General features: G+C 37.8%; 24 protein-coding genes. 16 read left to right on the top strand and 8 right to left on the bottom strand.

Going from position 1 to position 26,290, the window contains the following annotated elements; all coding sequences use genetic code 11:
* The first annotated feature begins 23 nt into the window (after nt 1-23).
* Nucleotides 24-3,350 carry a protein O-mannosyl-transferase family gene (locus V8G61_RS09940; protein ID WP_394875458.1) on the top strand — a complete coding sequence of 1,109 codons (3,327 nt, stop codon included), beginning with the start codon at nt 24-26 and terminating at the stop codon, nt 3,348-3,350.
* 3 nt (nt 3,351-3,353) lie between these two features.
* Complete coding sequence (locus V8G61_RS09935; RefSeq protein ID WP_394875456.1) at nt 3,354-4,028, top strand: polysaccharide deacetylase family protein; 675 nt, start codon at nt 3,354-3,356, stop codon at nt 4,026-4,028.
* A 7-nt stretch (nt 4,029-4,035) separates the two neighbouring features.
* On the opposite strand, the gene V8G61_RS09930 is transcribed toward V8G61_RS09935, so the two are convergent.
* Nucleotides 4,036-4,332 carry a thioredoxin family protein gene (locus tag V8G61_RS09930; RefSeq protein ID WP_394875454.1) on the bottom strand — a complete coding sequence of 99 codons (297 nt, stop codon included), beginning with the start codon at nt 4,330-4,332 and terminating at the stop codon, nt 4,036-4,038.
* A 152-nt stretch (nt 4,333-4,484) separates the two neighbouring features.
* Nucleotides 4,485-5,726, bottom strand: a complete 1,242-nt coding sequence (locus V8G61_RS09925; protein WP_394875452.1) for a metallophosphoesterase — start codon at nt 5,724-5,726, stop codon at nt 4,485-4,487.
* Nucleotides 5,727-5,894: 168 nt separating this feature from the next.
* On the opposite strand from V8G61_RS09925, the gene polA reads away from it, so the two are divergent.
* The 3 genes from polA (at nt 5,895) to V8G61_RS09910 (ending at nt 10,432) form a co-directional block, all read left to right on the top strand.
* Nucleotides 5,895-8,744, top strand: a complete 2,850-nt coding sequence (gene polA, locus V8G61_RS09920) for a DNA polymerase I (RefSeq protein WP_394875450.1) — start codon at nt 5,895-5,897, stop codon at nt 8,742-8,744.
* Between the two features lie 8 nt (nt 8,745-8,752).
* The gene (locus tag V8G61_RS09915; RefSeq protein WP_394875448.1) at nt 8,753-9,388 is read left to right on the top strand and encodes a GDSL-type esterase/lipase family protein; all 636 of its coding nucleotides are present in this window, start codon (nt 8,753-8,755) and stop codon (nt 9,386-9,388) included.
* 81 nt (nt 9,389-9,469) lie between these two features.
* Nucleotides 9,470-10,432, top strand: a complete 963-nt coding sequence (locus tag V8G61_RS09910; protein WP_394875446.1) for an L-threonylcarbamoyladenylate synthase — start codon at nt 9,470-9,472, stop codon at nt 10,430-10,432.
* A 60-nt stretch (nt 10,433-10,492) separates the two neighbouring features.
* Here the strand turns inward: V8G61_RS09910 and V8G61_RS09905 are convergent, their stop codons facing one another.
* Nucleotides 10,493-11,056, bottom strand: a complete 564-nt coding sequence (locus V8G61_RS09905; RefSeq protein WP_394875444.1) for a type 1 glutamine amidotransferase domain-containing protein — start codon at nt 11,054-11,056, stop codon at nt 10,493-10,495.
* 307 nt (nt 11,057-11,363) lie between these two features.
* Here V8G61_RS09905 and rplM point away from each other — a divergent pair, with 307 nt between their 5' ends.
* The 11 genes from rplM to V8G61_RS09850 all read left to right on the top strand — a co-directional run bounded on the left by rplM (nt 11,364) and on the right by V8G61_RS09850 (nt 23,125).
* Complete coding sequence (rplM, locus tag V8G61_RS09900) at nt 11,364-11,819, top strand: 50S ribosomal protein L13 (protein WP_394875442.1); 456 nt, start codon at nt 11,364-11,366, stop codon at nt 11,817-11,819.
* On the top strand, nt 11,819-12,205 hold the full coding sequence (rpsI, locus tag V8G61_RS09895) for a 30S ribosomal protein S9 (protein WP_394875440.1): 387 nt from the start codon (nt 11,819-11,821) through the stop codon (nt 12,203-12,205). Before rplM ends, rpsI begins: the two co-directional genes overlap by 1 nt.
* 189 nt (nt 12,206-12,394) lie before the next feature.
* Nucleotides 12,395-13,171 (top strand): 30S ribosomal protein S2, encoded by a 777-nt coding sequence (gene rpsB / locus V8G61_RS09890; protein WP_394875438.1) that lies wholly within the window; start codon nt 12,395-12,397, stop codon nt 13,169-13,171.
* Nucleotides 13,172-13,252: 81 nt separating this feature from the next.
* The gene (gene tsf / locus V8G61_RS09885; protein WP_394875436.1) at nt 13,253-14,227 is read left to right on the top strand and encodes a translation elongation factor Ts; all 975 of its coding nucleotides are present in this window, start codon (nt 13,253-13,255) and stop codon (nt 14,225-14,227) included.
* Nucleotides 14,228-14,379: 152 nt separating this feature from the next.
* A complete protein-coding gene (pyrH, locus tag V8G61_RS09880; protein ID WP_394875435.1) occupies nt 14,380-15,087 on the top strand; it encodes a UMP kinase in 708 nt (235 codons plus the stop codon).
* A gap of 41 nt (nt 15,088-15,128) precedes the next feature.
* Entirely contained in the window at nt 15,129-15,686 is a 558-nt protein-coding gene (gene frr / locus V8G61_RS09875; protein WP_394875434.1) for a ribosome recycling factor, read from the top strand.
* Between the two features lie 53 nt (nt 15,687-15,739).
* The gene (locus tag V8G61_RS09870) at nt 15,740-17,011 is read left to right on the top strand and encodes a hypothetical protein (protein ID WP_394875433.1); all 1,272 of its coding nucleotides are present in this window, start codon (nt 15,740-15,742) and stop codon (nt 17,009-17,011) included.
* 47 nt (nt 17,012-17,058) lie between these two features.
* The gene (locus tag V8G61_RS09865) at nt 17,059-19,467 is read left to right on the top strand and encodes an RND family transporter (protein ID WP_394875432.1); all 2,409 of its coding nucleotides are present in this window, start codon (nt 17,059-17,061) and stop codon (nt 19,465-19,467) included.
* A 78-nt stretch (nt 19,468-19,545) separates the two neighbouring features.
* The gene (asnS, locus tag V8G61_RS09860) at nt 19,546-20,979 is read left to right on the top strand and encodes an asparagine--tRNA ligase (protein ID WP_394875431.1); all 1,434 of its coding nucleotides are present in this window, start codon (nt 19,546-19,548) and stop codon (nt 20,977-20,979) included.
* A gap of 80 nt (nt 20,980-21,059) precedes the next feature.
* On the top strand, nt 21,060-22,520 hold the full coding sequence (rpoN, locus tag V8G61_RS09855) for an RNA polymerase factor sigma-54 (RefSeq protein WP_394875430.1): 1,461 nt from the start codon (nt 21,060-21,062) through the stop codon (nt 22,518-22,520).
* Nucleotides 22,517-23,125 carry a hypothetical protein gene (locus V8G61_RS09850; RefSeq protein WP_394875428.1) on the top strand — a complete coding sequence of 203 codons (609 nt, stop codon included), beginning with the start codon at nt 22,517-22,519 and terminating at the stop codon, nt 23,123-23,125. The genes rpoN and V8G61_RS09850 overlap by 4 nt, the downstream gene beginning before the upstream one ends.
* Here the strand turns inward: V8G61_RS09850 and V8G61_RS09845 are convergent.
* The 5 genes from V8G61_RS09845 to V8G61_RS09825 all read right to left on the bottom strand — a co-directional run bounded on the left by V8G61_RS09845 (nt 23,120) and on the right by V8G61_RS09825 (nt 26,269).
* Nucleotides 23,120-23,821 carry a porin family protein gene (locus tag V8G61_RS09845; protein WP_394875427.1) on the bottom strand — a complete coding sequence of 234 codons (702 nt, stop codon included), beginning with the start codon at nt 23,819-23,821 and terminating at the stop codon, nt 23,120-23,122. The two genes, V8G61_RS09850 and V8G61_RS09845, sit on opposite strands and share 6 nt — an antisense overlap.
* 107 nt (nt 23,822-23,928) lie before the next feature.
* Nucleotides 23,929-24,402: an ExbD/TolR family protein gene (locus tag V8G61_RS09840; RefSeq protein WP_394875426.1), complete on the bottom strand. Its 474-nt coding sequence runs from the start codon at nt 24,400-24,402 to the stop codon at nt 23,929-23,931.
* A gap of 22 nt (nt 24,403-24,424) precedes the next feature.
* On the bottom strand, nt 24,425-25,036 hold the full coding sequence (locus tag V8G61_RS09835; RefSeq protein ID WP_394875425.1) for an ExbD/TolR family protein: 612 nt from the start codon (nt 25,034-25,036) through the stop codon (nt 24,425-24,427).
* A 3-nt stretch (nt 25,037-25,039) separates the two neighbouring features.
* Nucleotides 25,040-25,468 carry a hypothetical protein gene (locus V8G61_RS09830; RefSeq protein WP_394875423.1) on the bottom strand — a complete coding sequence of 143 codons (429 nt, stop codon included), beginning with the start codon at nt 25,466-25,468 and terminating at the stop codon, nt 25,040-25,042.
* A gap of 24 nt (nt 25,469-25,492) precedes the next feature.
* Nucleotides 25,493-26,269 (bottom strand): MotA/TolQ/ExbB proton channel family protein, encoded by a 777-nt coding sequence (locus tag V8G61_RS09825; protein ID WP_394875422.1) that lies wholly within the window; start codon nt 26,267-26,269, stop codon nt 25,493-25,495.
* Nucleotides 26,270-26,290 lie beyond the last annotated feature (21 nt).

Raw genomic sequence — 26,290 nt, 5'->3', positions numbered from 1 at the left:
AAAGCAAACAAACTCATAGATAAATGACAGAATTTAATTTTAAGAAATGGAACACTCTTTTGGGGTGGTTCGCTTTTTTAATTGCTATTATTACTTATGCCTCCACCGTTGAACCTACAGTGAGTTTCTGGGACGCAGGAGAATACATTCTAACCTCTTCAAAATTACAAGTAGGCCATCCGCCGGGAGCACCACTATTTCAAATGATAGGGGCTTTTTTCTCTGTTTTTGCCTTTGGAAATTCTCAGCTTATTGGATTGGTTATGAATCTTCAGAGTGCGTTTGCAAGTGCTTTTGCCATTATGTTCATGTATTGGACATTGACTATGCTTCTATCCAAAATGGCCGGTAAGCCTTCAACACTATCAAAATCTAAAGCTATAGCTATTTTAGGAAGCGCCTTAGTGGGTAGTTTAGCTTTCACATTTACTGACTCGTTTTGGTTTAATGCCGTTGAAACGGAAGTTTATGCCATGGCAACACTAATTATGTCTTCCTTGTTTTACTTGGCTCTGCGTTGGGAACGCGATATGGATAACCCAAGAGGAAACCGATGGATCATCCTTATTTCTTTTATCATCGGATTATCTTTCGGGGTACACTTTATGGGTTTACTTACCATCCCTGTGATCGGGCTCATCTATTACTTCAAAAATTATAAAACGATTACCGTTAAAAACTTCATTATTGCCCATGTGGTGGCTGTAGGTATTTTAATGTTCGTTTTTAAATTGCTGGCACCTAACATTCTCAAGATATTCAGTGTGTTTGAGATCTTTTTTGTGAATTCTGTAGGCTTACCATTTAACTCCGGATCTATAATAGCTGGGTTATTATTGGTTGGATTGATTTTATTCGGATTGCGATATACGCGACAAAAAGGTTTTGTTCATTTTAATACGGCGATCCTTTGCTTAACATTCATAATTATAGGGTTTTCCACATGGCTCATGCTTCCTATCCGTGCCAACGCGAATACTGTGATTAATGAAAATAACCCGTCTAGTGCCCGCGAACTTTTGGCCTATTACAACTTAGAGCAGTATCCGGAAACGCACCTGTTCTATGGACCACAATTTACCGATCAATATGCCTATCTGGATGAAGATGATCCGTATACGGATGAAGCACCAAAATATGAAAAGGACGAAGAAAAGGGTGAATATGTTATTGTAAACGATTACAAGAACGCCAGACAAAATTACAACCATAAACAGGCTTCTTACTTTCCGCGAATGTGGAGTGCAGAGCACGCCGAAAACTATATGATGTTTTCCGGTTTTTTAGATTTTAAGCTAAAACCGGAATATCAAATGCAAAACGATTTGCGAAAAGTGATTTCTGACTTTAAAAATAGTGTCTCTCAGGGTCGAGTTGATCGTGAAGATTACCATAACTTCTTAAATAGATTTAAAAGTTACATAGAAATTGAACAACCTTCCATGGCCAGTAATTTAAGATACCTGTTTGAATATCAATTAGGGTATATGTATTGGCGCTACTTTATGTGGAATTTCTCCGGAAGACAAGATGATATTCAAGGGAAATTAGATAATCATGGAAACTGGATTACCGGAATCAATTTTATTGATAAATGGCATTTAGGCTATTCTCAGGAGAACCTGCCAAGCGATATGAAAAATAATAAGGCCAGAAACACCTATTATTTATTACCGCTTATTCTAGGGCTTATTGGTTTTTTCTTTGTATTCAACAAAGACAAAAAAGTATTCTGGGTTATGCTGGTCTTTTTCCTATTTACGGGTGTAGCTATCCAGGTATATACGAATGTTCGACCATTTGAACCCCGCGAGAGGGATTATTCAGTGGTGGGCTCGTTCTATGTGTTTGCATTATGGATCGGCTTTGGAGCATTTGCTTTATACGAGGCGCTTAAGAAATACTTGCCTAATAAAATATCGGCACCATTAATCACAATAGTTTGCCTTGCCCTAGTACCCGGTATTTTGGCGGCCAATAACTGGGATGATCACGACCGATCTGATAAGTATACTGCACGTGCCATGGCAAGAATGTATTTGGATTCTTGTGAAGAAAATGCCATTTTATTCACCATCGGTGATAACGACACGTTTGCCTTATGGTATGCTCAGGAAATTGAGGGCTACCGAACTGATGTACGTATTGTGAATACAAGCTTATTCCAGACAGCCTGGTATATCGATCAAATGAAACGTAAAGCTTATGAAAGCGACCCGGTACCATCTCAATTAGAACACAAGGATTATAAATTTGGCACAAATGAATATGTGGCTATTGAATCGGTAATTCAGGACACCTTGACCGTTAATCAATTTTTAGAATTTATTACCAACGATAATCCAAGAACACGTTATAAATATGTGTTGGAACAACAAGGCGTGGATATCTCACAGGTGCGTAATCAAGATCTAAACATGAGATACATGCCGTCGCCTTATTTAAGGATTCCTGTTAGTAAGCAGAATGTGCTGGAATCTGGTATTGTAAAACCACAGGACGCTGATAAAATTGTCGATGATATTGTGATCAATGTGAAAGGTAATGCCCTCTATAAAAATCGTTTGCTCATGTTGGATATTGTTGCCAACAACGATTGGAAACGCCCTATTTATTTTACTGGTGGGAGTTTTGGCGATGACGACTATTTATGGATGAAAGATTACCTGCAACTCGATGGATTGTGTTATAAATTAGTCCCAATAAGAACCCCGGTAGATCCAAATAATCCTTTTGATATGGGTCGCGTAGACAGCGAACTCATGTATAAAAAGGTGACCCAATGGAATTGGGGAAATAGTGGTGGAGACATTTATCACGACCCTGAAACACGGAAGAATGGCATTACATATCGTAGTAATCTGGCGCGGTTAATTGAACAACTCATTAAGGAGAACAAGTTAAAAAAAGCAGAAAAGATTGCCGATATCGCCATGGAAAATATGCCTGTAGAACATTACGGTTTCTATACCCTTCTAGAACCTTATATCGACGCTTATTTTCAAGTAGGCGCAATCGATAAGGCTGAAGCCTTGTTCAAAAAATTGGCCATTAAATATCAGGAAAATTTAAAATATTACAGCAGTCTAACAATTGAAAATCAGGACCGTTTATTCGAGGAAATTTACACAAATATCCAGCGCTATAAAAGCTTGATCGACTTGCTGATGAGACATGATAAGGAATTTGCAGAAAAGGAAGGTGAGGTTTTCAATAATTATTTAAAATTGTTTCAACATTTTTACGGGGGAAGTACGGATGAAGATGAGTACCAAACACCGGTAGATCAGGATCTTCTGCAAAATACACCCTCTATCGATAGTGAAGTACCACCAACGCCCATTCCATAGCGTATGAGTTTTGCACCAGTAAAAACGCCGGCTGTAGCAAAAAAAATGTTTCCAAATTACATTTGGGATATGCCGGCTACAGAGAAGGTTCTGTACCTCACCTTCGATGACGGTCCCACCCCGGATATTACATCCTGGACGCTAAACATATTGGCAGAATATAATGCCAAGGCAACATTTTTCTGTATTGGCAAGAATATCCAAAACCATCCTGACCTCTTTAAAGAAGTCGTATCGTCCGGACACAGCATTGGCAATCATACCCAAAATCATATCAAGGGTTGGAAAACCAAAGCAGAATCCTATTTAGAAAATGTTGGTAAAGCTCAAGACCATATTGAAAAACATCTTGAGGCTCTTCCGGCAAAATCGATAGCTTCTGAAAGCGGGAAATTATTCCGTCCGCCATACGGTCAAATTTCTCCAAAACAAGGTAAAAAACTTATCACATTGGGATATCACGTAATAATGTGGGATGTAATAGCTTTCGATTGGGATAAAAGTATTTCACCGGAAACTTGTTTGAAACATGTTACCTCCAAAGCAAAAGAAGGAAGTATCGTTGTATTTCATGATAGTGTAAAAGCCCAAAAGAATATGCAATATGCCTTACCTAAAACATTGGATTATTTCTCTGAAAAAGGCTATCGTTTCGCCCCTATTCAAATAAAAAAGTAAATTGAAACTACACGTAGTTTTGGATAATCCCTATCAAAGTGTTGGCATCTTGCTCACCACTTTGGCGCCATTTCATTTCGCCGCCTTTATAGATAATTAAGGTTGGTAAGGTTTTCACGCGCAAAGCTTCGGCAAGTTCTTGATTTTTTTCTACATCAATTTTGATCACCTTGGCCTTATCACCAAGAGCCGCCGCAACGTCTCTCAATACAGCATGCATAGCAGCAGACTGCTCGTTCCATTCTGTAAAAAAGTCCAGTAAAACTGGAATTTCCACATCAATAAGTTCCCCAAATTTTGACATACAATTAAGGTTTAAGTCAACTTCAATATTACAAACCTAACTAATTACGGTCTGTAAACCAACAATTTATGTTGGCCAGGGTTTAATTAATAAATATAAATATAAACAAATTAGCCATAACCGCAACAAAATTACCCTATTATGGCGCTCAATTAAGCCATTGGTTCAGGGTCTTTGGTGCCTTTTTTCAACTCAATGACTGTAATTTCCGGCCAGATCCCTACGCGTCCGGGATAGCCTAAATATCCGAAACCACGATTTACATTAATATATTGTCCTTTTTCTTCATAAATGCCAGCCCAGTATCTGTACCGCCACTTAATGGGACTCCATTTAACCCAACCCGGAATTTCAATGCCAAATTGCATGCCATGCGTATGACCGCTTAATGTAAGGTGATAATGCATAGGATCATCAATCACTTGCTTCTCCCAATGGGTGGGGTCGTGACTCATTAAAATTTTAAAATCGTCTTTATCAATGTTCTCTGTAGCTTTTTTTAAATCACCAGCTTTTTTAAATCCTCCGACACCCCAGTTCTCAACCCCAACTAAAGCAATACGTTCACCATTGCGCTCAAGATACCGACTTTCGTTACACAAAAGGTCAAAGCCCATATCTTTTTGAATCATTTTCAATTTATTAAGATTTTCTTCTTTCTCAGCCTCAGAATTCCAATCTACATAATCACCATAGTCATGATTCCCAAGAATGGAGTATACGCCGTCTTTAGCCTCCAAACGCCCAAACAACGATTTCCAAGGTAGCATTTCATCAGATTTATTATTAACCAGATCGCCAGTAAATAAAATAGCATCTGAATTCTGTTCATTTATCAAATCTACACCATATTCAATTTTTTCATGATTATCAAAGCTTCCTGAATGAATATCACTGATTTGTGTTATTTTGTAGCCATCAAAACCTTCAGGCAAATCATCAAAGGTCAGCGTGTATTTCAATACCCTAAATCGGTATTTTCCACGGTACATCCCATACAATAAAGCCGTAAAAGGAATGGCAGCAAGACCCAAAGCGATCTGACTCACAAATTTCCGCCTTGACGGTATATAAAAACTATCCTTGCTTGTCACCAATCTATCGTACAAACCAAGGATTAAGCGCATAATATCTTCACCGAAAAGAATAGGGACAATAACCAGATTTAATGCGATAAAGGTTATAATGAAACCAAAAGCATAACTTTTTGCTGGGGTTAATACACGACCTTCACTTGCACTCAGAAATTGATATAAAAAATTTCCAAGTATCAGAATGGCTACACCAAAGAAAACATAATGAATCCACGAATATTTGGTTATCGTTTTAATGGCCTGAAATCCATAAAAAGTTATAAAACTGTAAAATGCTATAAAAATAATCCAGCGGAGCATAGGGCCTTTTATTTGCAAAGATAATAGTATTATAACGGAATTATTTCACGCGTGATCTTATTTAACTAATTGTTAAGGTTTTAAAAATATAGGTAGAAATGAAAATCCGGGACACTTAGTTTTAATGATAACTTTTTGTAGTTTTGATTTTCTATCAAAAAAGAACACATGTCCGATCAAAAACGCCTCTTTTTAGTTGATGCCTACGCCTTAATTTTTCGTGGGTATTACGCTTTCATTAAAAATCCCAGAATAAACTCAAAAGGGGTGGATACCTCAGCGATTATGGGGTTTATGAACTCGCTGCTTGATGTGATAAAACGTGAACGTCCTGATCATTTAGCTGTGTGTTTTGATAAAGGCGGCAGTGCCGACCGTGTGGAAATGTATGAGGCCTATAAAGCCAACCGCGACGAAACTCCGGAAGCTATTAAAATAGCGGTACCGTACATTCAGGATATTCTAAAAGCCATGCATATTCCTATTATGGTGAAAGAAGGTTACGAAGCTGATGATGTTATTGGAACGCTCTCTAAGCAGGCCGAAAAAGAAGGTTATAAAACCTTTATGGTAACACCTGATAAGGATTTTGCCCAACTTGTTTCTGAGAACATATTCATGTACCGCCCTGTTTTTGGCGGCGGTTATGAAACCTGGGGCATCCCCGAGGTGAAGAAAAAATTTGAGGTGGAAGACCCGCTTCAGGTGATTGATTTTTTAGGCATGATGGGAGATTCGAGTGATAATATTCCCGGACTTCCAGGCGTTGGGGAAAAAACAGCCAAAAAGTTTATTGCCCAATATGGCAGTATGGAAAAACTTCTGGACAGTACGCATGAACTTAAAGGCAAAATGAAAGAGAAAATTGAGGACAATAAAGAACTTGGACTTCTTTCGAAAAAGCTCGCTACCATTATGCTAGATGTTCCGGTAGATTTTGATGAGAAAGATTTTGAAATGAACCACCCTGACGTGGAAGCTGTAAAAGCGATCTTTCAGGAATTGGAATTCAGACGTCTTACAGAAAACTTTTTAAAAACTTTTGAGGCTGAATCGGAATCCGAATCACCGCATACAAGTAATAACAATTCGATAGCCACAGAAACTAAAAAACCAAGTAAATCAACAACTGCCGGCCAAGGGCAATTTTCACTTTTTGGTGATGACTCAGCCGACGATTCAGAACCTTTAACACCGCAACAAAGGGATACGATCGAGACCAGATCACACCTATACCAAAGTATAGCACCTGGAATGGCCACTAAATTATTTATAAAGAATTTGATGGGGCAAACATCGGTATGTTTTGATACCGAAACCACCGGATTAAATCCGATTACTGCCGAGTTGGTAGGTATTGCTTTTTCCTGGGAAATAGGTAAAGGATTTTACATACCTTTTCCCGAGAACAGAAACGAAGCTCAGGAACTCCTCGAACAATTGCGTCCGTTCTTTGAGAGTGAGGTTATTGAAAAAGTGGGACAGAATTTAAAATACGATATTAAAGTGCTTGCCAAGTACAACATGGAAGTTAAAGGCAAATTATTTGACACCATGCTTGCCCATTACCTCATCAATCCGGATATGCGCCATAATATGGATGTTCTGGCTGAGACCTATTTAAACTACTCGCCCATTTCTATAGAATCGCTTATTGGTAAAAAAGGGAAAAACCAAAAATCGATGCGGGAGGTGCCTTTGGAAGAACAAACTGAATACGCCGTTGAAGATGCTGATATCACGCTGCAATTAAAGGCTTATTTTGAAAAAGAACTCGGTGAAGCCCAAACTCAAAAGCTTTTTGATGAGATCGAAATTCCGCTTCTTCGCGTACTCGCTGCCATGGAGTTGGAAGGTATCAACCTCGATAAGGAATTCCTCCATTCACTTTCCGATCAATTGGATAAAGACATTAAGGACCTTGAGACTAAAATATACGAAGAAGCCGGTGAAGAATTTAATATCGCATCACCTAAACAGCTCGGTGAGATCTTATTTGATAAACTAAAATTGGTAGACAAACCGAAAAAAACAAAAACGGGACAGTATTCTACCTCGGAAGATATTCTAAGCTATTTGGCTAAAGACCATAAAATCGTTAAGGCCGTTTTGGATTATCGCGGTTTAGCCAAATTAAAAAGTACCTATATTGATGCATTGCCTAACCAGGTGGAAGAAAGCACCGGTCGGGTGCATACCGATTACATGCAAACCGTGGCAGCCACAGGACGCTTAAGTAGTAATAACCCGAACCTTCAAAATATCCCGATCCGAACGGAACGTGGACGCCAGGTGCGCAAGGCCTTTATTCCGCGAAGCGAAGATTATACCCTTTTGGCAGCAGATTACTCTCAAATTGAGTTACGCATTATTGCAGCTTTAAGTGAAGAAGAAACAATGATCTCAGCCTTTAAAAACGGGGAAGATATTCACGCTTCAACGGCCTCAAAAGTCTTTAATGTACCTTTAGAAGAAGTGACTCCGGAACAACGTAGCCAGGCTAAAACGGTAAACTTTGGTATTATATACGGAGTTTCGGCTTTTGGTTTAAGTAATCAAACCACCCTGAATCGCACCGAAGCCAAAGAATTGATCGATACTTATTATGCCACATATCCAAAATTGAGGGATTACATTAGTAAACAGGTTGATTTTGCTCGCGATCACGGTTACGTTAAAACGGTTCTAGGCCGAAGACGCTATTTAAAAGATATAAATTCCAGAAACGCCGTGGTACGTGGTGCCGCCGAACGTAACGCAGTAAATGCACCTGTTCAGGGAAGTGCTGCCGATATTATTAAAATCGCCATGATCCGTATTTTCGAAAAATTAAATACAGGAAATTTCAAAACCAAAATGCTCTTACAGGTTCATGATGAATTGGTATTTGATGTTTATAAACCTGAAATGGAAAAAGTATCTAAAATGATCCGAGAGGAAATGGAAAACGCCTACACGCTCGAGGTTCCTTTGGATGTAGACATTGATACCGGAGCAAACTGGCTGGAAGCCCATTAATATAACTTATGACAAATTCATACGATCCACTGAACGATAAGACCATCGGATTTTGCCCGGAATATTATGACGAAATGGTAGCAAACTGGTCGGAATCTAAAGTGCTAAAACCGGACTATTTATTTTTGGGAGATAGTATTACTGAACAAGGTAACTGGCCCGAAAGAGTGAAGGGAAGCACCGTGGTCAATCATGGTATCAAGGGTGATATCAGTATCAGTGTTTTAAGGCGCTTGGATGAAACTATTCGGCAACAGCCAAAAACGATTTTATTAATGATCGGTACCAACGATCTGGCCAAAGGCATTTCGGAAAATGAAGTGATCGAAAATACCTTTGAGATCATCCGCCAGCTTAACCATAGCTTACCGGAAACACCAATTTTCTTGCAAAGTATTTTACCAGTAAATAATACCATTCCAGATTTCGAAGCACGCTTTGATAATGCTGAGGTCATTCAGAATATCAATCGCGAGTTGGTTCGACCGCCTTCAGAATTAACCTTTAATTACTTAGACCTTCACGATGATTTCCTAGATGAGGATAACAAGCTAATTTCAGCCTTTACTACAGATGGGCTTCATTTAAATGAAAAAGGTTATGAGCATTGGATGGGTATTTTAATAGACGAGCGTATCATTTAATCTGGAATACTGATAGTAATTAATCCACTTCATACCTTTGAAATTAATTTTTTAAGCTAATTTTGCCATCATTTTAAAGGTATGAGCATTATTTCAACAGATATAACCCGGGCGAAAGCTATTTTGGAACAGAACGATTTGGTCGCTATTCCTACGGAGACCGTTTATGGTCTGGCGGGAAATATTTACAGTGAAAAGGCAATAAAGGCTATTTTTGAAACAAAGAAGCGTCCGTTTTTTAATCCCCTTATAGTTCATATCCCTCATATTAATTATTTGGAAAACGTTGCTTCCTACGTTCCTGAAAAGGCGCGACAATTGGCTGAGGCTTTTTGGCCGGGCTCGCTTACCTTAGTTTTACCAAAAAAAGCGAATATCCCCGACCTTATTACAGCCGGAAAAGATACCGTAGCTGTGCGAATCCCGAATCATCCGCTGACATTAAAGCTTTTAGAATCTCTTGATTTTCCTTTAGCAGCGCCCAGCGCTAATCCTTTTGGGAGCATCAGCCCGACTACCGCTAAACATGTGGAGACCTATTTTAAAAATGATATCCAAATGGTTTTAGATGGCGGTCCCTGTCAGCACGGTATAGAATCGACTATTGTAGGTTTCGAGGGCGAAAATCCTGTGGTTTACCGTTTAGGTTCTATCGCCTTGGAAGATCTGGAAGCTGTTGTTGGAAGTATACTAGTAAAGAACAAAAAAGAACAAGCCCCTGACGCTCCAGGCATGTTGGAACGGCATTATGCCCCGAAAACCCAAACGATTTTAGTGGATTCGGTTATCGAAGAAATTAAAAAACATCCTGGAGAGAAAATAGGTGTTTTGGCTTTTAAGACACCTGTTCAGGATAGCACGGTGGCATATCACATTATCCTGTCGGAAAATGGTAATTTAAATGAAGCAGCCGCCCGTCTTTACGATGCGCTGCACGACATGGATAAACAGGATTTAGATGTGATTATCGCTGAACGGCTTCCTGACTATGGTTTGGGTAGATCTATCAATGATCGCTTAGAGCGTGCCACGGTTAGCACATAAAAAAGCAGAATTCCAAAATTGAAATTCTGCTTTTCTTCATCCGGTTAACAGATTACAAACTTAGGCAGTCTGCATTTCATGTTTACCTTCATAAACCTCTTCAACTAACTTTTCGCAAAATGCAGGCAAGTCTTTCGGGCTTCTACTGGTAACTAATCCTTCGTCTACTACAACTTCTTCATCAACCCAGTATGCACCGGCATTTTTCATATCAGTTTTGATCGAATTGAATGAGGTAATTTTTCTACCACGCAATACATCGGCTTCTGCCAATAGCCATGGTCCATGGCAAATAGCTGCTTCCGGTTTACGTTTTTCAAAAAACGATTTTACAAAATTCACTGCGTGTTCATTTCTACGCAATACATCGGGATTAATTAAGCCATCCGGTAATACGAGGGCATTATATTCATCCTGTGTAACTTCATCTATCGTTTTATCTACTTTAATAGTTTCTTTACTCCAATTGCCATCAGTCCATCCTCTGATATCCTCTTTATTAAGCGATACAATATGAACGTCGGTATCAGCCTTTTCCAAAGCTTTTTTAGGTTCTATCAATTCACTTTCCTCAAATCCATTGGTTGCCAGAATAGCAACGGTCTTTCTTTCTAAATTCTTCATTTCGTAAATTTTTAATGATTAATAATTCGTTTACTTTAAGATACAAGAAAAGGGTCCTCAATCCAAAAATTACGAGCGGTTTAACCTGACCTTAACATAAGCTGTTAAGAGCCCTTAAAATGCTAATTCAAATCAAAAACAAGGTCTGATTTTTAACTATTTGAAATGTAACTTTTTAAACCTTAAAAATTCGATGATTTTATACAGAAAAATAATGTGTTTCACTATTTGGTTATCAAATTTATAATCGTAAATTTGCAAACTCTTTTTGGGAGAGGAATGTTTAATAATAAAAAATTAATTAAGTGTGGACACATTAAGCTACAAAACGATTTCAGCCAACAAGGCCACTGTGAATAAAGAGTGGGTTGTTGTTGATGCTGAAGGTCAGGCGCTTGGTCGTTTATCTTCAAAGGTTGCAAAACTTTTAAGAGGGAAACACAAGCCAAACTTCACACCTCATGTTGATTGTGGCGATAACGTAATTGTTATCAATGCAGAAAAGATCAGCTTATCCGGAAACAAATGGAATGACAAATCATACATTCGTCACACTGGATATCCTGGAGGTCAAAGAAGTTTAACTGCAAGAGAATTATATGGGAAAGACCCTGCTCGTGTGGTAGAAAAATCAGTTAAAGGAATGCTTCCTAAAAACAAATTAGGAGCCGATTTATTCCGTAATCTAACAGTTGTTGTTGGTTCAGAGCACGCTCATGCAGCTCAAAAACCAAAGACAATTAACTTAAACGAATTCAAATAATGGATGTAATTCACAAAATTGGCCGTAGAAAAACGGCTGTTGCACGCGCCTATGTTGCCCCAGGAAAAGGGAACATTACAGTAAACAAAAAGGACTTTGCTAATTATTTTACTACAGCTACGTTACAGTACAAAGTAAAACAACCTTTAGCATTGACCAACAATGACGGCAACTTTGATATTACAGTTAATGTATATGGTGGTGGTATTACCGGTCAGGCAGAAGCTGTACGCTTAGCACTTTCTCGTGCGATGTGCGAAATTGATGCTGAAAATAGAGGTATCCTAAAACCAGAAGGTTTATTAACCAGAGATCCAAGAATGGTAGAGCGTAAAAAATTCGGTCAGAAGAAAGCGCGTAAGAAATTCCAATTCTCAAAACGTTAATATTCTATTTCGATATTGGACTTATTTTTTCCAAAGGTCCTGTATCACAATTAAAACAATTAAAAACTAGTTATTGTTGTTCCTAGTCTAAAAAATGACAGGACTTAGTTTAGCATCTAAATGATTAAGGCGAATAAAATATGACCACTTAATCATTGCTAATTCAACAGAACGTAAACTATTACAAAAATGGCAGTAGAAGTAAAAGAATTACTTGAAGCAGGTGTACACTTCGGACACCTTACACGTAAGTGGGACCCAAACATGGCACCTTACGTATATATGGAGCGCAACGGCATCCATATTATCAACCTTTACAAAACGGCAGCTAAAATAGAAGAAGCCGGAGCAGCGTTAAGTAAAATTGCAAGCTCTGGTCGTAAGATCCTATTTGTGGCAACCAAAAAACAAGCAAAAGATATCGTAGCTGAAAAAGCAGGCGCTATCAGCATGCCTTACATCACTGAAAGATGGCCAGGTGGTATGTTAACCAACTTTGTAACGATTAGAAAGGCGGTTAAAAAAATGGCGTCGATTGACAGAATGAAAAAAGACGGTACTTTTAATACCCTTTCAAAGAAAGAGCGTTTACAAGTAGATCGTTTAAGAGCCAAGTTAGAGAAAAACTTAGGATCTATAAGTGACATGACCCGTTTGCCTGGTGCTCTATTTGTGGTTGATATTAAGCGTGAGCATATCGCGATTAAAGAAGCTCAAAAATTAAACATTCCTATTTTTGCGATGGTAGACACGAACTCTGACCCACGTCAGGTAGATTACGTGATCCCATCCAACGATGATGCTTCAAAATCGATCGATAAAATCTTAACGCATGTAACCAATGCTGTTGCTGAAGGTTTAGCCGAGCGTAAAGCGGAAAAAGATGCTTCAGATAAAGATGCACCAAAAGCTAAAAAAGCTAAGAAGGCAGAAAAAGTAAAAGCTACTGCTGAAGAAGAAGAATAACAAATAACTAAAATTAAAGCGTCGTTTCACACTTCCGCAAAAGCGTAAAAAAACAGACGACATTTAAAATAAAAAATCATTATGAGTACTACAGTAAAAGTAACAGCCGCTGAAGTAAACAAATTAAGACAAGCTACCGGAGCGGGGATGATGGATTGTAAAAAAGCCTTAGTGGAAGCTGAAGGTGATTTTGATAAAGCAATCGAGGTTTTACGTAAAAAAGGACAGAAAGTAGCTGAAAAAAGAGCCGATAGAGACTCTTCTGAAGGTGCTGCTGTGGCGAAGATCAATGCTGATGAAACCGCAGGTGTAGCCATTGTATTAGGTTGCGAAACAGACTTTGTTGGTAAGAACGAAACGTTCGTGGCTTTAGCTAACGATTTGGCTGAATTGGCCTTGAACTACGATTCAAAAGAGGCTTTTTTAGAAGCTGATTTTGGTGGCATGAGCGTGGCTGATAAATTAACTGAACAAACTGGTGTAATTGGTGAAAAACTTGACATCACTGCGTTTGAAAAACTAGAAGCCCCTTTTGTTGGTGCGTACGTTCACATCAATAAGATTGCTGCTTTGGTAGGTTTATCCGCTAAAGTTGATAAGGCTGATGTACTAGTGAAAGATGTAGCCATGCAGGTTGCCTCTATGGGAGCAACAACCTTATCTTACAAAGATTTTGACCCTGCATTTGTAGCTTCTGAAACCGAAGCCAGAATTGCTGAGATCAAAAAAGATAATGAAGAATTAGAGCGTTTAGGAAAGACCTTGAAAAATGTACCTCAGTACATTTCGATGTCACAAATTACTCCTGAAGTTTTAGCTGAAGCTGAAGAAGCTGCCAAAGCTGAATTAAAAGCTGAAGGTAAACCTGAGCAGATCTGGGACCGTATTCTTCCTGGAAAAATGGATCGTTTCCTTTCTGATAACACTACTTTAGATAAAGAGAAAGCGTTATTGGACCAGAAGTTCATTAAAGATGATAAGCAAAACGTTGCGGAATACGTAGCGACTTATGGCGATGTTGAAATTACAAGTTTTAAACGTGTCACTGTAGGCTAAGCTTAAAAAAGCGATATTAAAAAAACCATCACTAAAAAAGTGATGGTTTTTTTATACCTAAAATCCACAGCAGCAAATTAAGATATTGCTTATATTTGCGTAACTTGAAATAGAAGGTGTTGCCTTCATAACCCAGGGAACAGACATTATTGATGAAATACAAAAGAATACTACTCAAACTTTCCGGAGAGGCCCTAATGGGTGAACGTCAATATGGCATTGACCCCAAACGTCTGGCAGAATATGCCCAGGACATCAAAGAAATCACAGAACGCGGTGTGCAAGTAGCCATTGTTATTGGTGGGGGCAACATTTTTAGAGGTGTAGCCGGAGCCAGTAATGGGATGGATCGTGTACAGGGCGATCACATGGGTATGTTAGCTACCGTGATAAACGGTTTGGCGTTGCAAAGTGCTTTGGAAGATGCCGATGTACAAACGCGCTTACAAACGGCTATCAAAATTAATGAGGTGGCCGAACCCTTTATTCGCAGAAAAGCCATGAGTCATTTAGCCAAGGGACGAGTGGTTATTTTTGGAGGAGGTACCGGAAATCCTTATTTTACAACCGATTCGGCGGCAGTTCTGCGCGCCATAGAAATTGAAGCCGATGTTATTTTGAAAGGTACCCGTGTAGATGGGATTTATAACGTCGACCCTGAAAAAGATTCGAAAGCAATTAAATTTAATTTTATATCTTTTGATGAGGTTTTAAAGCAAGGATTGAAAGTTATGGATACCACCGCCTTTACACTAAGTCAGGAGAATGAATTACCTATTATTGTTTTTGACATGAACAAAAAAGGGAATTTACTGAAAGTCGTTTCCGGTGAGAAAGTAGGTACCGAAGTAAACCTTTAAATTAAACCTTAAAAGTTGTACTGATCTAAAAGATAATAAACATGAACGAAGACATTCAATTTATATTAGATACGGCAAATGAAGCCATGGTAAATGCCATAAAGCACTTAGAAAAGCAATTGGTTAACATCAGAGCCGGTAAAGCCAGCCCGTCTATGTTAGGAAGTGTTATGGTAGATTATTATGGGTCTCAAACCCCATTGAATCAAGTGGCCAATGTGAACACACCTGATGGAAGGACTATTACCGTACAGCCCTGGGAAAAAAGCATGCTTCAAGAAATTGAGCGTGGTATTATGGTTGCTAATTTAGGCTTTAATCCTATGAACAATGGAGAATCTATAATCATCAACGTACCACCATTGACAGAGGAGCGTCGACGTACTTTAGCGAAACAGGCAAAAGCTGAAGCTGAAGAAGCTAAAATTAGTGTGCGTACCGCTAGAAAAGATGCAAATAACGAAATCAAGAAATTAGATGATGTTTCAGAAGATTTAAAATCAAATGCTGAAATTGATGTTCAGGAAATCACCGATAAGTTTATCCTGAAAATTGATGCCATATTTGAAAATAAGGAAAAGGAAATCATGACCGTATAATTCAAAAGCGACGATCACGTCGCTTTTTTTTTTGACCTTCATGCTATGAGCTCATGGTAAAACCACTTATTTCTCTCGTAATTCTTTTAAGCTTTGTTTTAACTCAGGCTCAAAAAGAACCCCAAAATACAACGAATCAAAAATCTGATTCTTTAATAAATCCCGAATTCCGTGAGTATTTGGGTAATGGCTTCTTTCCTACCAAATACTTCAATATTGATCTTCGTTACCTTATAAAATTCAATCAGTACGAAGGGCTCCGATCCGGATTTGGTGGCGAAACGAATAGTACGTTCTCCAATAAATTCCGTGTAAACGGTTATATCGTCTATGGGTTTAGAGATCACAATTTCAAATACAGTATTGGAAGTGGGGTTCGCTTGGCTCAAAAAACAAATACCTGGTTAAACGTTAGCTACACTAATGACCTTGAAGAAACAGGAAGTTCAAATTATTTAACAGACAAACGTATTTTTCAATTGTTCCAACCCCGATTGATCAATATCGATCTGTTCTACAAACACATTACCAAAGCGATTACATTAGAACACCAATTAGGCTCAAAATTACTTACTGCAACTCAAGTTTCGAGAAGTAATATTACACCTACTTTCGGATATGCATACGTCATGAACGATGTGCCTTACTCCGAATACATAGTTAGCAAAGCACAGATCGCCTTAAACTGGAGTCCGTTTAGTTCCTTTTCATTTGAAGAAAATGGCATTAAAGAAATACAGGTTGGATTTCCAAAATTGACCTTACAGGTAGCTAAAAGTTTTGAAGGTCCCTTGGGCGGTGATTTTAATTTCACAAAACTTGATTTTAAAACGGTTCAACGCTTTGGTGAATCTAAAGATCATTTTTCAGAGGTCACCGTGGTTAGTGGATTAGCCATTGGAAATGCACCACTTACCCATTTATACCATGCCTACCCCAATAATATTACCAAAGAAACGATCCTCCAACGTTTTTCAGTAGCAGGTATCAACAGTTTTGAAACCATGTATTTTAATGAGTTTTTTTCAGATCGATTTGTGACGCTACAGTTCAAACACTACCTAGCACCATTTAAGATCTCTCCACACTATCGGCCCCAACTCGTTCTAATTACCCGGTATGCCGTAGGTGATATGGACAACCTCAACCGGCATCAAAACATCAGTTTTGGAACCCTGGAAAAAGGGTACACCGAATCAGGTTTTGAGATCAATAAATTATTGTTTGGTTTCGGTTTAAGTCTGAGCTACCGCTATGGCGCTTATCATTTACCTGAATTTGGTGATAATATCGCTTTTAAGTTTACATTTAATATGAGTTTATGATTTAACTCTAAGCTTTTTTCTACCTTTGCGCATCTCTAAATAATAGCATGTTAAAACTATTTTCAAAAAACTTTTGGAATGTTACGGCAAGACTGATTTTGCGTAACAAAATTGGTATTCTAATCGTTATAATCGGGGCTACATTTTTCTTCAGTCAGCAGTGGGATAAAATGCGGATGAGCTACACTGAAGCCAACCTCCTGCCCGATGATCACGAGGTAAATATTACCTATAATCAATTCCTGGAGATTTTTGGTGAAGAAGGAAACATTATTGTTCTGGGTGTTAAAGACAGTTCCCTATATTCCGTAGATAAACTAAATGCCTGGAACCGGCTTTCTGATGCTTTTAAAAAAGATCCCGAAGTAGAAGCCGTTATCGCCTTGAAAGATCTACAAAAACTTGAGAAAGATACTAAGGACGAAAAATTCGTTTTAAAACCATTTATCAGGGATTCGCTAACTTCCAAAGCTCAGATCGATAAGCTCGAAGATGAACTCTTTAATAAATATCCGTTTTACGACAACTTTTTATTCAACAAAGAAACCAAGACACTCCGTTCCATTATTTATCTGAAAAAAGATATTATAAATACAGAGGCCCGTAAAGAATTTGTTCTTAATAAGCTAATCCCAAAAGTTGAGGCCTTTAATAACGCAAACAATCTGGAAGTGCGTGTTTCCGGCATGCCATACATAAGGACCTTAAACTCAAAAAGCATTGTTGATGAAATCAGCTTTTTTGTGGCCGCCGCAATGTTAGTGACCTCCTTTATTTTCTTTTTCTTTTTCCGGTCGGTAAGAGCTACTTTAATTTCATTAGTAGTTGTTTGTATTGGCGTTATGTGGACCTTAGGTATCATTGGGTTGCTTAATTATGAAATTACGGTTCTAACGGCTTTGATTCCGCCGCTTATCATTGTTATAGGAATTCCAAACTGTATTTTCCTTATAAACAAATATCAGCACGAGGTAAAAAAGCATGGAAATAAGGTGAAATCTTTGCAACGTGTTATTATTAAAATAGGGAATGCTACTTTGATGACCAACGTGACTACGGCTTCGGGTTTTGCCACCTTTATCATTACAGAAAGTAAACTTTTAAAGGAATTCGGTCTTGTGGCTTCCTTGAGTATTCTTTCTATTTTCATCCTTTGTATTCTAGTAATTCCTATAATTTACGCCTTTTCACCACTACCCAAAGACAGGCATTTAGAACATTTGAACAAACGCTGGATCGGTGGTTTTGTAAATTGGATGGAACGTATGGTACGTCATAAAAGAATCACTATTTATTCAATATCCGTTCTCTTAATGATTGTAAGTATCATCGGCATTTATCAAATTAAAGTATCGGGAAGTATGATAGAGGATATGCCGAAAAATGCTCAATTCTTTAAAGATATCCGGTTTTTTGAAAATGAGTTCAACGGGATTATGCCACTCGAAATTATGGTGGATACGAAGCGCAAAAAAGGTGTTATGAAATTAGCAACTTTGAAGCGAATGGACGAGCTTGAAGAACTCATTATAGAAACTCCGGAGCTTTCGAAACCTATATCGGTTGTGAGTTTAGTGAAGTATTCCAAACAGGCCTATTACAATGGAAATCCCAAGTATTATCAGTTGCCCACTTCTTATGAGAACAGTTTTATTCTTTCCTATGCGAGGAACTCTGCGTCGGATGTTAACCTGTTGAAAAACTTTGTAGATAGTACCGGGCAATATGCTCGTATCACAACCTTTATGAAAGATATTGGGACCGACAAAATGGAACGCATTGAGGAAAATCTGGAACAAAAAATAAAGAAACTTTTCCCGGAAAATCGCTATAATGTTATTATGACCGGTAAGGCCCTAGTGTTTCAAAAAGGCACTAAGTACCTTATAAAAAATCTGGTGCTTTCTTTATCTCTGGCTGTTTTTCTTATTGCCCTATTTATGGCCTATATGTTCCGATCGTTTCGTATGATCGTGATTTCACTTATTCCTAACCTACTACCACTACTGGTTACAGCCGGGTTAATGGGTTATTTGGGTGTACCCATAAAACCATCCACTATTTTGGTATTTAGTATTGCATTTGGTATTTCCGTAGACGACACGATCCACTTTCTGGCGAAATACAGACAGGAACTATTACAGAATCATTGGAAAATTAAAACGTCTGTTTATGGGGCTCTGCGCGAAACAGGGGTAAGTATGTTCTACACCTCGATCGTTCTATTCTTTGGGTTTTCGGTATTTACTATTTCCAGTTTCGGAGGTACTGTAGCTTTAGGTGCCCTGGTATCAGCAACACTATTATTTGCCATGTTGTCTAACCTGCTATTATTGCCATCACTTCTGTTATCATTAGAGCGCTGTATTGCCAATAAAGAGGTATTACGAGAGCCTACCATAAATATCATTCCATCAGAAGATGACGAGGACGACGAAGACGATGAGAACTCATAAAAATATCTAAAAATAGTCATTCACAGTGGCTATTGAGGTTCGAAAGATTTATATTTACAGTCTAAAAATTTCGAATACATGAACTCTCGTACTGTTGCAGACCTGTTATCTCAAGATATTACTATACCTGAAGTCGATATAAAAGGTTGGGTAAGAACTTTTAGAGCCAATCGTTTTATTGCCTTGAATGATGGATCAACCCTTCAAAATATTCAATGCGTTGTAGATTTTGAAAATTTTGATGAAGCCCTATTAAAGAAGGTCAATACCGGTGCTGCCATTCATGTTAAAGGAGAATTAGTTGAAAGTTTGGGAAAAGGGCAAAATGTTGAAATTCAAGTTAAAACATTAGAAGTTCTTGGGGAATCAGATCCGGAAACGTATCCTATTCAACCTAAAAAACACTCCCTGGAATTTTTAAGAGAACAAGCACATTTGCGCACCAGAACCAGTACTTTTAGTGCTGTGATGCGTTTACGCTCAGCTTTATCTTTTGCCATACATAAATACTTCAATGAAAACGGTTTTTACTATATGCATACCCCGATAATTACAGGAAGTGATGCTGAGGGAGCAGGAGAAATGTTTAAGGTGACGAATTTAGATTTGAATAACGTGCCAAAGAACGAGAAAGGCCAAACCGATTATACTAAAGATTTTTTTGGAAAAGAAACCAATTTGACTGTTTCCGGACAATTAGAGGCTGAAACCTATGCCATGTCGCTGGGAAAAGTATATACTTTTGGCCCAACCTTTAGGGCAGAAAATTCGAATACCTCGCGTCATTTAGCTGAGTTTTGGATGATAGAACCTGAGGTGGCCTTTATGGATCTGCCCGGGAATATGGATCTGGCAGAAGATTTTATGAAATATGTTTTGCAGTATGTTCTGGAGCACAACGGAGAAGATCTGGAATTTCTAGACAAGCGCCAGCAAGATGAAGATAAGCGTAAACCACAGGCAGAACGAAACCCAATGACCCTGATCGAGAAGTTAAAGTTTGTAACGGAAAATAATTTTAAACGTGTAAGTTATACCGAGGCAATCGATATTTTGCGCAACTCAAAACCGAACAAAAAGAAAAAGTTCAACTATATCATTGAAGATTGGGGAACCGATCTTCAAAGTGAACACGAACGCTATTTAGTTGAAAAACACTTTAAATGTCCGGTAATACTTTTTGATTACCCGGCCAATATCAAAGCCTTCTACATGCGCCTTAACGATGATGGGAAAACGGTGAGAGCTATGGATATTTTATTCCCTGGCATTGGTGAGATCGTGGGAGGTGCACAACGTGAAGAACGTTTAGAAGTCTTAAAACAAAAAATGGCGGCCATCGATATTCCCGAGGAAGATTTATGGTGGTATTTGGATCTTCGTAAATTTGGAACAGCTGTTCACTCCGGTTTCGGTTTAGGTTTTGAGCGATTAGTTATGTTTGTTACTGGCATGACCAATATTAGAGATGTGATCCCCTACCCAAGAACACCGCAAAATGCCGAGTTTTAGTAATTTTAATAAACTATTAGGTTTGCTTTACCTTTAGGGTGAAAGATTTTTATTAAATTTAGCTTAAACCAAATCAAAGCATGCTTAAGCAACACTTACAATTTAAGTTATCACAAAAACTGTCGCCGCAGCAAATTCAGTTAATGAAACTGATTCAGCTGCCAACACAGGCCTTTGAGCAACGTCTAAAACAGGAAATTGAAGAAAATCCTGCTTTAGAAGGCGGTAAGGAAGAAACTGAACAAGACTTTGATTCGGAGTTTGATAATGCCAACGACGACTACGATGACAATGAATCCATCAATGCTGATGACATCAATGTTGATGACTATTTAAGTGATGATGAGATTCCTGATTATCGTACCCAATCGAATAATTATAGTAGCGACGACGAGGATAAAAACGTCCCATATGCTTCCGGAACTTCTTTTACCCAACATTTATTGAATCAATTAAACACCTATCGTTTAACTGAAGAAGAGGAAGATATTGCTGAATTCCTTGTTGGTAGTGTAGATGAAAGTGGTTATATCCGTAGAACAATCCCGGATATTATGGACGACCTGGCCTTTACACAAAATGTTTTTACTTCGGAAGAAAAAATCGAATCTGTTTTAAAAACGGTACAACAATTAGATCCTGCCGGTGTAGGTGCCAGAAATTTACAGGAATGTTTAAGTATTCAATTGCACAGAAAAGAAAAGACACCCGACACAGAATTAGCAATTCAGATCATTGATGAGGCCTTTGATCAGTTTACGAAAAAACATTATAAAAAACTACTTCAAAAATTCGATATCACAGAGATCCAGCTAAAAGATGCGATATCTGAAATTGAACATCTCAACCCTAAACCAGGAGGTTCGTATGCTGGAAACAATCGTATTGTGGAACATGTTATTCCGGATTTTGCCATAAAAATTGTGGATGGCGAACTTGAGCTAAGCCTCAACGGAAGGAATGCACCGGAATTACATGTATCCCGAGAATACAGTAACATGCTGAAAGGTTATAAAGAAGCTAAGGAAAAATCAAAATCCCAAAAAGATGCGGTGGTATTTATAAAACAAAAATTGGATGCTGCGAAATGGTTTATCGAAGCCATTAAACAACGTCAGCAAACATTATTTGTAACCATGAGCGCCATTATGAATTACCAAAAAGAGTATTTCCTGACGGGTGATGAGCGTAATTTAAAACCTATGATTCTTAAGGACATCGCAGATGAAATTAATATGGATGTTTCTACAGTTTCCCGAGTGGCCAATAGTAAATATGTGGATACGCCATACGGCACTAAACTGATTAAAGAATTCTTTTCCGAATCGATGAAAAATGATCAGGGAGAAGATGTGTCGACCCGAGAAATAAAGAAGATTTTAGAAACTGTTATTGAGGAAGAAGACAAGAGAAAACCACTAACTGACGAAACTCTGGCGGGCATTCTTAAAAACAAAGGTTATCCCATAGCTAGACGAACCGTGGCAAAATATCGCGAACAACTGGATATTCCCGTAGCCCGCTTACGCAAAAAAATATGACCGATAAAATACTTAGAGGTATTTCCTTCTTTTTTCACCCACTTTTTATGCCGCTTTTAGGGGTTATCTTCTATTTCTCTAAAACACCACGGTTTATACCTCAAGAAGTGATGCGTGCCAAATTAATCTCTCTGGGAATACTTACCATAATTTTACCGATACTCATTTATTTTTTACTAAATACCATCAGAAAGGCCAACTCTATTTATTTAAAAACAACTAAAGAGCGTATTCTTCCGTTAGCTTTAAACAGCCTTATTATTCTTATTATTTTAAAGCGCATCATAACACCCACACAAATTATAGAATTGTACTATTTTTTTGTTGGAATCCTGATCTCGAATATTACGTGCTTAATATTGGCTATAATGAAATTTAAGGCAAGCATTCATATGATTGCTGTTTCGGGTGTATTTATGTTCTTTATTGCGATTAGCATTCATTTTAGCATAAATATCAATGGCACATTAGCCTTAATGGTCGTTATTTTAGGAGCTGTTGCCACCTCAAGACTTCACTTAAAAGCACATAATGCTACCGAACTTATTCTGGGCTTTTTTATCGGCTTATTACCACAACTTATTTTAGTCAAGTATTGGTTATAGAATAAAAAATATCAAACCCAATTTAATAGTATTCATATCAATTGGTTTCCCATCGATCTCAGCTTGATCATTAAATATGGAATTAAGGCTATAATTAAGGTGTAAATTCCATGTGTTATATCCCACACTCAGGGTGAGTCCGTACTGGAATTCATTGAAATCACTTACATTTATATGCTTGAATTCCCCCTGATCCCCTTTATATTTTACAGTATTGTAAAACACATAACCAATTCTTAAACCTGTATAAATGCGCCAAAAACTATATGTGGTAGCGGTTGATGTACGCCATCTGAATTCGATAGGAACTTCAATTAATTGATTTGAGAATTTATTTTTTGAAAAAGATTGAGCGTCATTCAGAGTACTGTAGTTATAACTACCAGAAGCAGTTTTGGTAATTAAAATATTTTGATTAAAAGAATTGGTAGCGTAGCCTAAGCCAATACCTAAAGCCAAGTTACGTTTTTTATTAATAGGCATATCGCGAACAAAACCCATATTAAAACCGAGAGAGAAACCATTTTGCGAAAAGCCCACAGGTTTATTTCCAACGAGATTATAAGTAAGGCCAATATAAAATTGATCTTCCCTATACAAGCTGTCTATCTCCGTCGGGGCAACGTCCATTTGGGATATCCCGAAGAGAGGACATAAAAACAAAATGTACACGATATACTTCATAATGAGTTCCATTCCAAGTGCTTGAATTTACTAAAAATATAAAAGCTTTTTGATCTAAAATAAAAGGCGTTTTGAAACTCAAAACGCCTTTTTATAAAATTAAGAATTTCTAAAACTAATTATCTGCCAAAAACACTTCCTTTTTTGGTGGTGTAATTAATTTTAAGTGCATTTACTTTTCGTAATTCTTGTTTCACATCACTTACAATACCCATATTGGCATCACTGTCTACTTTTAAAGCAGTAGTTAAAAATGGCACTAACTCCTCACGCTTCGAGGCGCGCTCGGCATTAATAAATGCAGGAATATCAGAAACATCAGCAAATTTATCATTCAATTGAATCCTTGCTTCTGTACCGTATTGACGATAGTTCTCGCTAGGTTTACCAATATAAACATACATTACCAAATCTTTCTTATCTAGCTTCTCCAACTGATCTGCGAATGGTAAATTATTCTGAATCATTAAGGTATTTTGCCGCATTACTGTTGCTACCATGAAAAAGAATAAAAGCATAAATACAATATCAGGTAAAGATGCCGTATTCACTGCAGGTAAATCGCCTCCTTTTTTCTTTTTGAATTTAGACATATTATTTTTTGAATGTTAAATTTTACTTCGTGTCTTGTACTTCGGAAAGCTTCTGAGGATACTCAGTTTTGATTCTTTCGATCCTTTCTTTAAGTTGTTCCTTATTACCTGGCCAATTAACGTCATTGTAATTCGCTTCCATTTGTAAAAAGGTCTTTCCGTACAATTCTTCAGCTCTTCTATCTCGTAACTCGTTATACGCCGCTACCAACTCATTTTGTACAGCGATATACATTTTGTACGAGGTTTCTCTGTTATTAGCCAATGAAATAATCGCTTTATCAGGATTATCTGAGGATGAAGGATCACGCTTTCCATTGCAGTAATCACAATATCCTTCTTGTCCATTGGGGATTCCTCCATTATCTAAAAACTCCTTTGCAGCTTCTCTTAAATCCTTAAGTTCCATTAATTCATCTTCTACAAGCAATTGATCTTTACCATTTAATAGCACAGTAAAAATATTCTTTTGCTTGATAACCACATCTTCCTCATTTTCTTCCATTGGCGGAAGCTTTCTGTTAATTCCAGAGTCAGTTTCAATCGTGGTTGTAACTAAGAAGAAAATTAATAATAAGAACGCAATATCGGCCATAGAGCCTGCATTTACTTCTGGTGCTGCTCGTTTTGCCATAGTCTATTTATTAAATATTTTTTTAACACTAGAAAGCAACATAGATAGTATGGCTATCACGGCTAAAACATAAAATGTGTATAAACCTGTACCTACGTATCTAGACGCTTGCTCTGACACATCTTGCCCTTTTGCAGTAAATTTTGTTAAATCCAGATCTGTCCCTGAAGACACGCTATAGGAAATTAAAACAATGAGCAAGAAGGCTCCAACAGTTAACAGGGTTTTCTTGATATTACCCGAGAATAACCCTTTAACAACAAATATGACAACCAAGGTTAGCACTATAGCTAAAACCACATAGGATACATAAAGCATGTTACTTACCAGGTTACCTTCAGTTCCTTCGTCGGCGCCCATAATCATAAGTGCTAATATGGCACCCAGAATGGCGAGAGCAAAGGCTACTATTTTTATAATTTTTTGTAACATAATGTACGTTTAAATATTAGATTATTACTTTTTACTTCTAATTAATAGATCCATTAGCGTGATAGAAGCATCTTCCATATCGTTAACAATACTATCAATTTTAGCAATAATATAATTGTAGAAGATTTGAAGTATAATAGCAACGATCAAACCAAATACAGTTGTTAAAAGGGCTACTTTAATACCTCCTGCTACAAGAGATGGTTGCATATCTCCGGCTGCTTCAATTTTATCGAAGGCCTGGATCATACCAATTACCGTACCCATGAAACCAAGCATCGGTGCTAGTGCGATAAACAATGAGATCCACGATACATTCTTTTCTAATTGTCCCATTTGAACACCTCCGTAAGACACTACCGCTTTTTCAACAGATTCTAAACCTTCATCAGTTCGATCTAATCCTTGGTAGAATATGGAAGCAACAGGTCCTTTTGTATTTCTGCACACTTCTTTTGCAGCTTCAACACCACCTGAAGATAACGCATCTTCAACGGCTTGAGTTAATTTCTTTGTATTTGTAGTAGAAAGATTTAAAAAGATAATTCTTTCGATAGCTATAGCTAAACCTAAAATTAAACATAATAAAACAATGCCCATAAACGCTGGGTCTCCTTCAATAAATCGTTTCTTTAATTCTTGATGAAAACTCTCACTTTCCGCTGCGGCTGCAGCCGGAGTGTCATCCTGTGTTGCTACAGTGGTAGCAGTCGTTGTAGTTGTAGTTGCAATTGTAGTTGCGTTAGCTGTTCCAAATGCCATTAAACCTGTGATGGCAAGGATAGAAAATAATCTTTTCATGTTCTCGATCTTAATTTTATT

This window comes from Gaetbulibacter sp. M240, assembly GCF_043876815.1.
In the GTDB taxonomy this organism is placed as follows: domain Bacteria; phylum Bacteroidota; class Bacteroidia; order Flavobacteriales; family Flavobacteriaceae; genus Gaetbulibacter_A.
The sequence above is the reverse complement of the archived record's forward strand: the minus strand, read 5'-3'. Positions and strand labels throughout refer to the sequence as shown.